Here is a 14,228-nt window from a genome sequence, read left to right on the forward strand (position 1 = left end):
GCAAATATCCAACTGCTGGCACCAGTCCTGTTACAGCAAAATCACTGCTGTTCCGCCAAGCGATAGCAGCGCACCACCCCAGGCCAGAGGTCTTGGCATGTTTCCTGTTCGCATCCAGAGCAATGGCAGAATAAAGACAGGCGACAGAGAGCCAAGAATGCTGGCAACAGCTGCATCATAATGAGCGTAGGCATAAAGCAGCAGCGAAACAGATATGCCATATCCAATGAACCCGGGCAGCACGACGCGAAACAACAGCATCCAGCTCATCTCTGTTGAGGCCTGAACCGCAGAGACAGGCATCAATCCAACCAGCGCCACAATAAACGCAGCGCCGGTAACCCGCACAGCTGAAGCTGCCAGAGGCTCGGTCCCAGAAACAAGCAATGGTTTCAGGACAAGCATTCCAATCCCTTGCGAAGCAGCTGCAACAAGCGCCAGCAACACAATCACAACCAACCCGCCACTGCGGCGAGTAGCTTCTGTTTCCTGATCAGAACTTCCAAACAAAATCGCCAGGCAAATGCCGAACAGAGCGATTGCGATGCCAACAATTTCTGTAAAGCTCAGCTCCTCACCAAGAAACGCGAAGGCAAGCACAGCAACGATCGGCGTTTTGAGAGAGAGCAACAACTCTGTTTGCCGCGGCCCAGCTCGGCGCAAACACGCCATCAAAGCCAGGTTTCCAATAATCACGCTGACAAAAACGCTCACCACGAAGGAAGGCCATTGGCTCCAATCAACTGTTTGCCAGTACCCCAACACAGAGCAAAGCACACACAGGATAGCGCCGGATGTTAGCAGTTGAATGCGCGTAAATTCAAAAACGCCAACACGTTGTAGCGGTCGGTGGGCCAACATTGATCCACATGCCCACCCTAATGATGCCGCCAGAGCAGACGACACCGCGAAAACAACCATAGCAAAACTCTCCAAATATGCTACAATATCTGTAGCAACATATCGCTATAACAAACCTAGCAAAAAAGAAAGCCCTATATCTGTGAAAATACCTAAGGCAGGAACCCCGGTTCGCGGCTCAAAATCCGGCAAACCAATCATGGTTCTCTTTGATTTGCTGGGCAGACGATGGGCTCTTGGCATCATCTGGAACCTTTCAACCGGCCCGCAAACCTTCCGCACTCTCCAGTCCAATTGCGACTCAGTCTCACCCACTGTGCTCAATACCCGTTTGAAAGAACTACGAGAATGCGGGATCGTCATGAATGGAGAAAACGGCTACGAACTGACAGCAGAAGGCGAAGACCTGTTCACCTACCTGCAACCCTTAGGCCACTGGTCTCAAACATGGTCCCATGCAGCCAAACTGAAAGATGACCAATGAAATTCAACCATATCGGCATTCCAACCAAGGGATACTTCGAGGAAGAGATTCCGCTGCCTCACCTGCACATGACCGTCAGCGACCACAAAAACAATCCCTTCGGCATCCAGTGGCAACGCTATGACGAAGATGCGCCCTACCCTGAGATCGTGAAGACAGTGGCACACGTGGCTTTTGAAGTTGACGATTTGGAAGAGGCGCTGAAAGACCAGAAGGTTATCATAGAACCCAACTCCCCCATCGACGGACTAACCGTGGCCTTTATCGAGGTAAATGGGGCACCTGTTGAGCTGATGGAAGTTGATCGTACCATCTGCAAGGAAGACATCTAGCCCAGCGCTCACACCTAACAGCAACTTAATGCCACCAAGTCGCTTCCCACCTGCACTCTCAGTCTTTTTTCAGGCCCTCAATTTAAAATTTAGAGCATCAAAGACTATGCCGGTGGCCCATGCAGCAGGAAAAACCGCCCAGCGCTGAACACAAAATCGCATTCATCCCTTTGGTGCTGATCACCACAGCACTGTTTATGACCCTGCGAAACATGCCAATGATGGCAGAGACCGGTATGCAAATGGTCCTACTCAACGCCATCACCGTGTTTGCTTTCCTCATTCCAACAGCATTAATCTCAGCAGAACTTGCAACAGGCTGGCCGCAAAACGGTGTGTTCCATTGGGTCGAAGCAGCTTTCGGCACGCCCGTCGGCTTCGTGGCCGTGTTTCTGCAATGGATACAGTCCATCTTCGGCGTCACATCAATCGTCGCCTATGCCACAGCTACACTCACATATGCCTTTGATCCGGAGCTGGGCTCAAATCGCTACTACATCACCTTCTCGGTGCTCGCCCTCTATTGGGCTGCAACACTGATCAATTTCAGAGGAACAGAAACCTCAGAGAAGATCTCAGGTTACGCTGTCTCCATCGGTGTCTTCTTTCCCTCAGCCCTGCTGATCCTTTTTGGCATCTACTATCTGTTTGTTGGCGAAACCATTGCACTCGACACCTCAGCAACACTCTCAAACTGGGTTCCATCACTTTCCGACACCACCAGCCTCGTCTTCTTCATGAGCTTCGTGTTCGGCTTTGTCGGCATCGAAGTGTCCGCCTGCCATGCAAACGAAGTAGAAAACCCGCAAAAGAACTATCCGCGTGCAATTTTCACAGCAGCGATCGCAGGCTTTGTCATCACCCTTGCGGGTGGACTTGCTGTCTCACTCATCCTCGAAAAAGGCAATATCTCCAACATCAACGGCGCCCTTCAGGCTTTCTCCGCTTATCTGAATGCTTATGGCCTCTCCATTCTGACGCCCTTCATCGCGCTGCTGGTCGCAGTCGGGGCAGCCGGTCAGGTCAGCACCTGGATAGTTGGTCCGGTAAAAGGCATGTGGGCCGCCAGCAGAAAGGGGTTACTGCCAGCACACTTTGCTAAAGCCAATAAAAACAACGTCCCCACAGCACTTCTGATCCTGCAGGCATCTCTCATTTCATTCATTGCCCTGAGCTTCATCCTCTTCGAGAACGTCAATCTGGTGTTCCTCGTCCTCACCTCAACAGCAGTACTGCTTTACTCATTGATGTACCTGCTGATGTTCGTAGCAGCCATTCGCCTGCGTTACACTCATCCGCATATCCCGCGCCCTTACAGAGTGCCCGGCGGCAATTGGGGCATCTGGCTGCTCGGTATCATCGGCATGTTGACTGCCATAAGCTGCTTTGCGATCGGCTTCATTCCCCCACCATCCCTGCCATTCTCAATAGAGAGCTTTGAAGGTCTCATGGTTGTGGCTGTTGTACTCGCCCTGCTGGTTCCACTCAGCATATGGTTCCTGCGCCGCAAGAAAATCTCGCGCGCCTCGAAAAGTAGAGGACAAGAGTGATGGCCAAAACACCACGCAATCAGCCAAAGCATCACATCACCCTTTGGCACTTGGTGTTTATGACCACAGCGCTCTTCATGACTATGCTGAATATGCCGCTCATGGCACAAACCGGCATGAAGATCCTGTTCTTCAACACAGCAGTGATCCTTTGCTACATCCTGCCAGTCGCCCTCATTTCAGCAGAATTGGCAACAGGTTGGCCCAAGCATGGTGTCTACACCTGGGTGCAGGAAGCTTTCGGTGCCCCATTCGGTTTCATGGCAATCTTCCTGCAGTGGTTTCAGGCCATTTTCGCCATGGTCGCAACCGTTGCCTACACCACTGCAGCCCTCGCATTTGTGTTTGATCGTCCACTTGATGAAAACCCATGGCTCATGTTCACGGGTGTCATCATCATCTACTGGGGCGCAACCTTCGCAAACTTCAAAGGTACTCGCATCACAAAACGTATTGCTGGCATTTGCCTGCTAGCGGGAACCATCTTTCCATCCCTCACCATGATCATACTGGGCCTGCTCTACGTGACGGGGCCTGCCCAACCCGCCATTGATATCAGCCTCACCACAGCCAATATCATCCCATCCCTCTCACAAACCTCAACCTTGTTCCTCTTCCTCAGTTTCCTCTTTGGTTTTATTGGAATGGAAGTTTCAGCGGGCCATGCGACAGAGGTTCAGAACGTTCGACGCACCTACCCAATCGCAATCCTCATCGCAGCATTCATCGGCTTTTCAATTTCTCTTCTGGGTGGTTTGACCATCGCTATGATCATCCCGGCAACCGAGATCTCAAACACCCTTGGCGTCCTGCAAACCTTCACAATACTGCTGGATCATTATGGTGTGCCGAACATCTTACCCATTGCAGCCATGTTCATCGCTGTTGGCGCTGCCGGACAAGTCAGCACTTGGATTGCTGGACCAGTAAAAAGCCTCGCAGTCGCCGGGCGCGATGGCATGCTTCCCAAATTCCTGCATGGCTCAAACACTCACGATATGCCAGTGCCACTCATGTTGGTGCAGGCCACCATCGCCACACTCATCGCAACCGCTTTCCTGCTTCACGTGAAGACCAACGAGGTGTTTTTGTACCTCACCTCAACAGCCGTCCTGCTTTACTCCGTCATGTATTTGCTGCTCTACAGCACCGCAATCCGGCTCCGATACAAATACCCCAATGTTCCGCGGACCTATAAGGTCCCGTTCGGCAACTGGGGCATCTGGGTGTTGGGCAGTATCGGCTTCAGCATCTCACTCATTGCCTTCATGATTGGCTTCCGACCTCCCGACGAACCCGATTTTCCGGCAACAACTTATCTGGCAATCATCATCCCCGGCGTGTTCCTCACACTCAGTATTCCGTTCATTCTCTGGAAGGTGCGCCGCCCCAATTGGAAAGCCAGTAAACAAACAAAAAAGCCGCGCCCTACACCATAGAACGCGACCCTCCAAAACTCTATCAAACCAACACTCTGATTGGCCCTCTTGCCCTACAAAGGCTTAGTCCTCAGCTTTTTCCTCTTTCAAACGCGCACGCAGATCCTGCGCATCTTCAAAGATCTCGGTTTCCTTGTTCATAACCCGCAAAGAACCGGAGCCAATATCAAACCACGCACCGTGAATGTCTAAATTTCCCTGTGTGACAAGCTTTTCAATAAACGGGAACGTCATCAGGTTCTTCAGGCTCTGGCGAATACCAGCATATTCCAGCGCAAGTTGCGGATCTTCATGTTTATCGACAGGAGTACAAGCCAGCGTGATCGCAGCTGGTTCCAACATCTTTATCCACGGTCCAACAAACTGACCAGTCTTGCTGAGTTTGCCATTACTTTCGCGGAAAGCCTGAACACCACCACACTTGCAATGGCCCAGCACAACAAGATGCTTCACCTTCAAGCCAGTCACTGCATACTCAAGCGCTGCACTGGTACCGTGCGTGCCACCGCCTTGGATAAATGGAGGCACCAGGTTCGCCACGTTACGAACCACAAAGAGTTCACCCGGCTGCGCATGGAAGATACCTTCAGGTGTAACCCGGCTATCACAGCAGGAAATCACCATCACTTCAGGTTCTTGGCCATAGATGGCGAGGTTTTGATATTCCTCTTCAAACTGGCGATAAATCCGCTCTTTATAAAGGCCGTATCCAGTCAGCAGTTCTTTCGGAAAATCAGTCATGCGTCGCCATTTCGTTAGTGTCGGTATTGTCTGCCTATATAGCTAAGGCAAACGATCTTTCAACTGGCGAAAAGACCAGAAACTTAAAAGTTTCTCTGCATACACGCCCACAATGTACTTTGCCAGTTTCTCGAAAGTCAAAAGTCAGATTAGCTCCTTCGAGCCATGACTTCTATTTCGACCTTCATCTCTTCCTTAATGAGAGCGCAAATAACCATGGTCGCAGCAGGACGGATTTCACCAAAATACTCACCAAGTACGGCAAAAACCGCCTCAACGTTACTCCGGTCAGTCACATAATAGCGCGCACGAACCACATCCTTAAGCGAACAACCAGCTTCGCCAAGCGCGTCTTTGATCGTTTCCAGCGCATTAACGGCCTGTGCGCCCACATCCTCTGGCATTTTCATCGTCGAATAGTCATATCCGGTCGTGCCAGAAACATGGACGAAGTCACCATCTACAACTGCACGAGAATATCCAGCGGTCTTTTCAAAGGGTGATCCTGACGAAATTAAGGTTCTCTCCGACATAACAACCTCCCTCGACTACAACTCAACACGCTGTGGCAGAACCACCAACAGCATTTAGTGTTTGTAGGATACAACCGGGACAGCTCAGATCAATTGAGAAATTGGCGCCTTATTCCTGACGACTTGATGAGAAAAAGCAGCTCAGCCCAAGTGCGGTCCATAAAGCGATGCCAATCCAGTACATCAGCGGGTCTTCAGTTCTGTAGATGACATCATAAAGAAGCGTGTATCCCGCATAGAGATCCCACGCGACCCACGCCAGCAAAACAACACCTACAATCCGCCAGAAAAAGCTCACCATGGGCGAAAACCTCCTACCACTCATAGTAACGCTTTGATCTTGAAGAAAAACCTACGGTTTTAGGGGGCCAAACAGTGAACAACTCAGCACACTCACTCAAAGTGAATCAGTCGAGATTTGCTAACATTTTTACTGATTCGCTTGCACAATCCTACAATTTCAACGTCAGGATGTAGGTTTAGCTAAAAACAAGACACAATTACCTAATCATAATCTACATTTAATTTGCTCATTCCTACTGATTCTGAGATATAAAGGATCTCAAACGGACAGAAAGCTTGCTTGTTTCTCTCGAGTATTTTTGTCGATCATCTGGAGCACGGATTGCGGAAACCACCACATTATCCGTCAACCTATTGAATTTGTTCAATTAAACAAGTCAATTGGACAACCAAGGAAAATACAAGGGCACGAGAAAAAAGATCAAAAGCGACACATACTATGCGAAGTGTCAACCTTCTAAGGTGTTGCTTGATAACTAAAAATACTTCTTATTCAATGCCTGCCGTGTTGTTGTTGGGGGACTACATACATGACGTTAACTGCGGTTAAGACAAAAACGTCTTGCGGTAACTTTTTTGAAGATTTTCACGTGGGTCAGGTCATAAGACATGGAACACCAAAGACAATAAACGAAGGAGATACAGCTCTTTATACTGCATTATACGGATCTCGATTTGCGGTACAGTCGGGAACTGCTTTTGCAGAAAACATTGGATACCCGTATTACCCATTGGATGACCTGCTAGTCTTCCATGTGGTCTTCGGTAAAACAGTGGGAGATATCTCACTGAACGCCGTCGCAAACCTGGGGTATTCCGACTGCCGTTTCCTGATGCCTGTCTATGCCGGAGATACAGTCTCCGCCACGTCAGAAGTCATCGGACTGAAAGAAAATTCAAACGGCAAAACCGGTGTTGTTTATGTGCGCTCTACTGGCTATCGCCACAAAGAGCCAGGGAATCCTGAAAAGGTTCTGGAATACACCCGCTGGGTCATGGTGAAAAAGCGCGATGAAAATGCGTCTGCACCAGAAACCACCCTGCCGGATCTGCCAGACGGAATTTCGGAGGACTGCCTGGGGCAAGCCGTTCCAGAGCTTTCAATCGATGATTGGGACTTCGACCTGTCCGGTTCACCATTCCGCTTCGATGACTACGAAGTGGGTGAAAAGATCGATCACGTCGACGGTATGACCGTGGAAGAAGCTGAACACCAGCTCGCAACACGTCTTTACCAGAACACAGCGAAAGTCCACTTCAATCATCACAGCGAGAAAAACAGCCGCTTTGGCAAACGCCTGATCTATGGTGGCCATGTCATCTCGCTTGCGCGTGCTTTGTCTTTCAACGGACTAGGCAATGCTTTTCATATCACAGGCATCAATGCAGGACGACACGTTGCACCGCTCTTCGCGGGTGACACCGTTTATGCATGGTCTGAGGTTCTGGATAAAAAACGGATTGAAGGAAGAAGCGATATCGCAGCACTACGCCTGCGCCTCGTTGCAACAAAAGATCTTATTTGCGGAGATTTCCCATACAAGAATGAAGACGGGAAGTACCAAGACGGCGTGATCCTTGATCTGGATTACTGGGTCGTCATTCCGGTTTGATCTTCATCGTATCCTTGAGAAGCCAAAACCTCTCAAGAACGGATACGGCCAAACGACAAAAATAAAACAACACAAAAAGAAAGCCCGGCGCATCACCTGCCCGGGCTTTTCTGATTTTCAATCAGTTCCAGGAATTCACCTCACCGCTCGGTCAACAACTCGTCCAGATAGCGCAGTACCTCAGCAGAAGCGTCTTCCATGCGTTTGTAAGCAGCGTCTGCGCCTGCATGATCTGCTATTCCCAGAAGGCGTGCGCATTCCTTGCCTTGTTCGTGAACTTCAGCATGAACAGGCAACAGTTTCTTAAACGCCAGGCTATCGCGAACACGAGCATCATCTACCTTGTCATACCACTTGCCAAGACGGCACTGATGATGATCTGAAAGCTCACTCACCTGCAAATGACTGAGGCCAACTGACATTTCGGCAAGGTGCTTCTTCCAGATTATGTGATCAGCCTTAGCACGATGTAGAATAAAGTTCGGTACGCCTCGCTTATCAAACTCAGTAAACTGCTCCTCCACGATGGATTCAGATTGAGCAACCGTGTGGATCACATATTCAATCCGCTCATTCACATCGCGTGCATGCCCTGCAATTGCATGGACACCGCGATTGATTTCGCTTGTTGCCTCTTCCTGCTGGGTCAGCTGGCGTGCAATTTCACGCATCTGCGTACTCGCAACTCCTACATCGCGCAGCACTTCAGAGATCAAACTCTCTGCATTCTGTGAGTTATCAATACTCTTGCTGACCAGAGATTGCGCATCATTCACAGCTGAGTTCACATCGTTCACGTGAGCCTGCAAGGTCTCAATCCGGCAACGAATATCATCCGTTGCCTGCTGTGTTTGACCGGAGAGATCCTTCACCTCGGAAGCCACAACAGCAAAGCCCTTGCCTGCTTCGCCAGCACGCGCGGCTTCAATCGTCGCGTTCAGGGCCAGCAGATTTGTTTGCTTGGCCAATCCCTCAATCGTACCGACAAAGGTCCCAATCTGAACAGCGGCAGTTGTCAGCTCATTTGCAGCAGCAGTCATACTCTCAAAGAACCGGCCAATATGCTGGCTTGCATCTGCAGATTCTCGAGTTGCTGTTTCTCCCTGCTGCATGGCCTCATTTGCAGATTCCACCGCATCCGCAGCTCCTTGAGCGCTGGAGGCGATTTCAGAAAACGAAACGTTCAGCTCTTCAACACCAGTCGCAATTGTCTGCGCACCTTCATCCGTTTTGCGGATATGCCATGTGATTTGGGAGATCGCGGCCATCGTTTCACTGGCTTGCAGGGAGTACTCGACCGTTTGACCAAGGGTACGCTCATCTTGATCATCAAGCTTCTGCTTCAGCGATTCAAAGCGCTCATAAAGATCTGCTGGAACTCCTTCCACTTCGGGAAGTGGACGATCTTCCATCAAAGCCAACAGAAGTGCATCAATTCCTTCACGATTGATGCCGCCCACATCTGCCTGATGTGATCCCTGAGCTTTAGGTGCGCTCTTCAACATTCCGGACCAGTTCATCTTGAATTACCTTCCAAACTGCACATTCAGTGCAGATAATTCCCTAGACGCCAATCTTTCACCACCACAACCCAGCCAAGTCACGAGAGACTGAGCAAGTAAGATCAGCGTATTTACGTACCCCACAACAGGTCATTCAAGACAACAAGTGCAACTATCCCAACGTCAAACTCATGAGCTTGAAAGACTCATGCTTAAAACATACATAAATTATTACTAATAATAGCTTACTGGCCTAATAAGCATGGTTTTAGCTTTGAGATTCAATGGGTTCTCATAAGGGTCAGACAAAATAAAAGCCCCGACTTTTCGGACCGGGGCTTTGAATGCATCAATCTAACTAAGCTATCAGCTCACTTCGTGCTTCAACGCATTCCGCGCCAGCATCACACCCTGCTTTTTGGTCTTCAGGATCTCGCGAGCCTTCTCAAACTTCGGATCTTCCCAGAAGATCATGCAACCGTTACAGCCACGCCCACAACAACCTTCCAAGCCAAGACGAGGAGATTTTGGTTTACGATCCTGACTTCCCTCAGCAATCGCATCAATCAATCGATCGCGCTGGCTCTCATACTTGTTCTGCTGCGCATTCGTCGCTTCACCACGCGCTTCAATACGCTCTGCAGTCCGGTCCAGCTTCAGGCGGCTCCACTGCTCTGGTGTCAACGGACGCTCTTTACGCACCACAGTGTTCACCGGGAAGCGATCATTAAAGTCCGCTGCATCGTCTTTGTCGAACAAGGAGAACGGGATTCGCACCAATGGCTGCTTGCCAGCGTGTACTTCCTGCGTAATCTCACCAGACTTCGCATTTTCAAATTCATAGATACGCAGCAAGACACTATCGTCAGACAGGGGTTGTAGGAATTCCAGCACTTCCCCGGCAACGATCTTGTTCTTCACTTTCATGTAGAACGCTTCGTCAGTCACCTTCTCAACAATACCAGCGAATTCCCACTCACCAATAGAGTGTGTGTCTTCATAGTTATGGGCATAGTTGTTCAAACGGCCTTCATGGAACGCAGTGGTGTAGCCACGATTGGCAACACTATACATCTCATCCATGTACTTCTGCGGGTTCCAGTTCTCAGGGTCACGATAGTAATCATCAATCGCCATGCGGTAGGCACGTGCAACAACCGCAACGTAGTACATGGACTTGCCACGCCCTTCGATCTTCAGAGAATCCACGCCAATGCGCAGGAAGTCATTCAGCTTCGGCATCAGACACAGGTCTTTGGAGTTCAGAATGTAAGAACCACGACCATCTTCCAAAATTGGCATTAACTCGCCAGGGCGGCACCCCTCTTCCAGCAAGAACTCAAACATGTCCATGTTGTCTTCGTTCAGCTCAAGCTCGTTGATCGTGCCATCTTTCATGCGCATGCGCACTTTGTAATTCCAACGACAGGAGTTTGCACAGTTCCCTTGGTTCGCGCCACGCTCTGCCATAAAGTTGGAAAGCAGGCAGCGACCAGAATAGGTCATGCACATCGCACCATGAACAAATGCTTCCAGACGGATGTCCGGGCACTTCTCACGAATTTCAGAAAGCTCAGGAAAGGACACTTCACGCGCCAACACAACCAGATCAGCGCCCTGCTCTTTCCAGAAATCAACCGAAAGCCACGAACAAACGTTCGCCTGCGTGGAAATATGCAGCGGCACATTTGGCAGCTCTTTACGCATAAACTGGAACACACCTGGATCAGCAATGATCAACCCATCCGGATTAATATCGCGAATGGTCTCAGCATATTCCTTCAGTTTAGGAACATCTTTGTTATGAGAAAACAGGTTCAGCGTCAGATAAACACGCTTGCCATGCTTATGCGCAAATTCAATCCCCTCAACAACCTGCTCAAGCGTAAACTCTGCCTTCGTACGCAGGGACATATCTGGCGTACCAAGGTAGATCGCATCTGCTCCATAAAGCACAGCAATCTTTAGCTTCTGAAGGTTGCCCGCAGGCATCAGGAGTTCTGAAGTTCTCATAGTGGCGACCAAATTCTCTGGTGTTTTCTAAAGCTCTGTTGTCGAGCTATTGACCAGCGCCTCGGCAGTGTCTTTGGGAAACAGCAAAAGGGCGCGTATTTAGGGGTGCTTCTAAGGGATTTCATCAAGGATGAACAGAACAATTTTGTCTCACCCAGTTTGATGGGCTCCTGCAATTCCATCGCTCAGCAACACACCACTCCAACAAATCCGTATAACTATGCTTACAAAGAAATGGGCGGATACCTAAGTACCCACCCAAATCATAAGAACACTCATGTAAGCTGACGGTTAATTGCCCCCGCCGTCAACTACAAACAGCAACACTCGCTTAATCGACGAGCGCAGCCACTGGTTCATAAGCTTCTTCATCTACGAAATCGTAGCGCAACTGATTTTCAAACCAATCACGGAAGCTGCGAATTTTTGGCTCAGCTCCACGCTTCTCACGCCACATCAACTTATGTTCACGACCATCCCGCTGATATTCAGGGAAGATCGGAACAAGGCGTCCGGCGGTTTCAGCTTCGGCACTCAGCAGATTGGACTCTAGAACAATGCCGAACCCCTTTTCGGCAGCGTCAAGAGAAAGAGCCGCATTCTCAAACACCATCATCTCGTTGACGATCGGGTTTGGAACACCAGCTTCAGACAGCCATGTCTCCCAGGAAACCGTGGCACCTTCACTGCGAATAATCGGCAGCTTCAACAGCTCATTCGGCTTTTTCGGGTAGCCAAGATTGTCCAGCAGTTCAGGTGAAATCAGCGGACGAAACTTCTCGCGTCCCAAAGAGATCTCCTGAAACTCTTCTGGAGTATTGGACTGGCGCGTGAAGACAAGGTCATAAAGCCCGCCTTCAATATTCTGATCAGAGCCACTGCTGGAAACAGTCACGGTGATCTCTGAGTTATGCGCAGTAAACGAACGAAGACGGCGCAGCAACCAATTGCTGGCGAAGCTTGAAGAACAATGGATACTCAAGGTATCCCTGTTCCCGACGGCTTCGATAGTGCGCGTCGCAGTTGAGATTCTGTCAAATGCCTCGGCAATCTCCGAGGCATATCGATAGGCCGCTGCAGTCGGGAAAACCGCTCTGGAACGGCGCTCAAACAGCTCCAGTCCGAGGTGATCCTCCAGCGCTTTGAGCCGGTGACTGACCGCACTAGCGGTAATTGCTAGCTTTTGGGCCGCCGAAACCAAACTCCCAGTTTCCATAACTGCACGAAACGCGACCAAAGCATTCAAAGGGGGCAAACGATTCATGAAATGCCTTATTCTTGATAGAGTGAGAGATACAACCAATATTCCGATTAATGATGTAGACGTAACATAGCGCCTCCCCAATTTGAACACCCTCAAATCAACTAGGTCACGTCAAAAGTTATGTAAAAGAGCACATTTCCACAATAGATAACACCACACACAAACTACTCAATTATTGATAATCTACGGAATACTTTTTGATATTCAGTATAAATAATCGATATAAAATTCATTACAGAGAAAGAACATAACAATATCAATTTTACGCTAGGAGATCATAGAATAGGGTCGGGATACACGCCTAGGTTAAAGATCAAAAAAATTAACTATTCAACTGACGCCTGCTTCAGGTCGGACGAATACCAACATATGCAGCACGCGGACGTATTTGTTCTTGCATTTGATATTGTTCGAGCGCCTGAGCGATCCAGCCGCTAATTCTTGAAATACAAAACAAAATTCCGGCAGAATTTTTTGGTAAGCCCAAAATCTGCTCCAAAAGTGCTAGTGGAAAATCCACATTCATGTGCTTTCCGAAAAGCTCCTGAGATCTTTCCAGTAATGGTGGAATCAGTGCAACAAGCGGGTGATCCAGCTCACTTTGCATGAGTTTGCCTAATAGAAATTCGCCCCTTGGATCAGGCCCGCCGTATACGGAATGCCCAAGTCCCGGCAGATATTCGCCGTTCATACATCGCTCTTGCAACACGTTCTCTATATCGTCAGCTACATGAATATGCTTCAGCCAACTCAGCACGCGCTCTGCGTTTGTTCCATGTCTGGGGCCCATAAACGCTCCAAGCCCGGAAACAAGAACAGCATGCAGCGGCGCCCGTGTCGAAGCCGCACATCTCACCGCATATGCGCTGGTATTAAGCTCATGGTCAGCACACAAAACAAGCGTCGCACGGATCAGATCGATAGCCTTTTCATTCTTCACGCCCCAGGCTTGAGCAATCTGTCGGTGCATCGGGTCAGTGCTCGGCGCTTGCATCAGTAGCGCACTGGCTGCAAGGCGAATGAGGCACGCCCCTTTTCGCTTGAGCAGCTCCTGAGACAGCGTATAGGCCGCGCTGTCTTGTTCCGGCCAGGAACAGAGCGCCACAATCGCCCGCTCAGCGGGCCTCTGGTGCCCGCTCATCACCTCGACGGCATGAGGCGCAGGCTGAGCAAACGGGTCATTCTCACAATCCCACAGCAGCGTGGCGACACTTTCAAGCGTACCAGCCTTTGCAAGTTCCAGTGCAGACTGACCGCGGTAGTAATGCCCCTCATCTGTCAAAAGCGTCAGCTTGGTCTCAAGCACGCCCTTTGCAGCAGCATTGCGGGACTGCCCATCCCGTTCCTCAGAGCCTTCTCCAGCCCGACGACTTCGCAGGAAGCGGATATCTGAAGCATCATAGAGCCGCGTCCTCCCCGGCCCTTGAACCGAGCGGACCAACCCACGGCTCACATAGGCATACAGCGTGGCCGGGCGCACCCCCAACTCATTGGCAGCTTCTTTAGCGGAAAGATAAATAACTTCAGACATGGCGCACCTATTACATGATCAACGTTGATCATACGAATAAGGCAGGCACACGCAATACTATA

13 protein-coding genes are annotated in these 14,228 nt (G+C 49.9%); 5 read left to right on the top strand and 8 right to left on the bottom strand.

What is annotated here, in order from left to right:
- Nucleotides 1–30: 30 nt before the first annotated feature.
- Entirely contained in the window at nucleotides 31–921 is an 891-nt protein-coding gene (locus tag PsW64_RS13215) for a DMT family transporter (RefSeq protein ID WP_063303902.1), read from the bottom strand.
- Nucleotides 922–1,003: 82 nt separating this feature from the next.
- On the opposite strand from PsW64_RS13215, the gene PsW64_RS13220 reads away from it, so the two are divergent.
- The 4 genes from PsW64_RS13220 to PsW64_RS13235 all read left to right on the top strand — a co-directional run bounded on the left by PsW64_RS13220 (nucleotide 1,004) and on the right by PsW64_RS13235 (nucleotide 4,666).
- Nucleotides 1,004–1,345, top strand: coding sequence for a winged helix-turn-helix transcriptional regulator (locus PsW64_RS13220; protein ID WP_063303903.1), 342 nt, complete (start codon nucleotides 1,004–1,006; stop codon nucleotides 1,343–1,345).
- On the top strand, nucleotides 1,342–1,677 hold the full coding sequence (locus PsW64_RS13225; protein WP_063303904.1) for a VOC family protein: 336 nt from the start codon (nucleotides 1,342–1,344) through the stop codon (nucleotides 1,675–1,677). The genes PsW64_RS13220 and PsW64_RS13225 overlap by 4 nt, the downstream gene beginning before the upstream one ends.
- Before the next feature lie 119 nt (nucleotides 1,678–1,796).
- Nucleotides 1,797–3,227: an amino acid permease gene (locus PsW64_RS13230; RefSeq protein WP_063303905.1), complete on the top strand. Its 1,431-nt coding sequence runs from the start codon at nucleotides 1,797–1,799 to the stop codon at nucleotides 3,225–3,227.
- Nucleotides 3,227–4,666 (top strand): APC family permease, encoded by a 1,440-nt coding sequence (locus PsW64_RS13235; RefSeq protein ID WP_063303906.1) that lies wholly within the window; start codon nucleotides 3,227–3,229, stop codon nucleotides 4,664–4,666. Before PsW64_RS13230 ends, PsW64_RS13235 begins: the two co-directional genes overlap by 1 nt.
- A 63-nt stretch (nucleotides 4,667–4,729) precedes the next feature.
- Here PsW64_RS13235 and PsW64_RS13240 read toward each other — a convergent pair whose 3' ends face one another.
- The 3 genes from PsW64_RS13240 to PsW64_RS13250 all read right to left on the bottom strand — a co-directional run bounded on the left by PsW64_RS13240 (nucleotide 4,730) and on the right by PsW64_RS13250 (nucleotide 6,241).
- A complete protein-coding gene (locus PsW64_RS13240; protein WP_063303907.1) occupies nucleotides 4,730–5,407 on the bottom strand; it encodes a carbonic anhydrase in 678 nt (225 codons plus the stop codon).
- A 149-nt stretch (nucleotides 5,408–5,556) separates the two neighbouring features.
- Nucleotides 5,557–5,940: a RidA family protein gene (locus PsW64_RS13245; protein ID WP_063303908.1), complete on the bottom strand. Its 384-nt coding sequence runs from the start codon at nucleotides 5,938–5,940 to the stop codon at nucleotides 5,557–5,559.
- A gap of 109 nt (nucleotides 5,941–6,049) precedes the next feature.
- Nucleotides 6,050–6,241, bottom strand: coding sequence for a hypothetical protein (locus PsW64_RS13250; protein ID WP_057460807.1), 192 nt, complete (start codon nucleotides 6,239–6,241; stop codon nucleotides 6,050–6,052).
- Between the two features lie 532 nt (nucleotides 6,242–6,773).
- Between PsW64_RS13250 and PsW64_RS13255 the strand changes: the two genes are divergently transcribed.
- A complete protein-coding gene (locus PsW64_RS13255; RefSeq protein ID WP_063303909.1) occupies nucleotides 6,774–7,856 on the top strand; it encodes a MaoC family dehydratase in 1,083 nt (360 codons plus the stop codon).
- 140 nt (nucleotides 7,857–7,996) lie between these two features.
- On the opposite strand, the gene PsW64_RS13260 is transcribed toward PsW64_RS13255, so the two are convergent.
- From PsW64_RS13260 to PsW64_RS13275, 4 genes are all read right to left on the bottom strand, one after another.
- Complete coding sequence (locus tag PsW64_RS13260; protein WP_063303910.1) at nucleotides 7,997–9,376, bottom strand: methyl-accepting chemotaxis protein; 1,380 nt, start codon at nucleotides 9,374–9,376, stop codon at nucleotides 7,997–7,999.
- Nucleotides 9,377–9,724: 348 nt separating this feature from the next.
- Nucleotides 9,725–11,371, bottom strand: a complete 1,647-nt coding sequence (locus PsW64_RS13265; RefSeq protein ID WP_063303911.1) for a U32 family peptidase — start codon at nucleotides 11,369–11,371, stop codon at nucleotides 9,725–9,727.
- 331 nt (nucleotides 11,372–11,702) lie between these two features.
- Entirely contained in the window at nucleotides 11,703–12,635 is a 933-nt protein-coding gene (locus tag PsW64_RS13270; RefSeq protein WP_063291799.1) for a LysR substrate-binding domain-containing protein, read from the bottom strand.
- Nucleotides 12,636–12,981: 346 nt separating this feature from the next.
- On the bottom strand, nucleotides 12,982–14,166 hold the full coding sequence (locus PsW64_RS13275) for a citrate/2-methylcitrate synthase (protein ID WP_063303912.1): 1,185 nt from the start codon (nucleotides 14,164–14,166) through the stop codon (nucleotides 12,982–12,984).
- Nucleotides 14,167–14,228 lie beyond the last annotated feature (62 nt).

Source organism: Pseudovibrio sp. W64 (assembly GCF_001623145.1).
GTDB lineage: Bacteria > Pseudomonadota > Alphaproteobacteria > Rhizobiales > Stappiaceae > Pseudovibrio.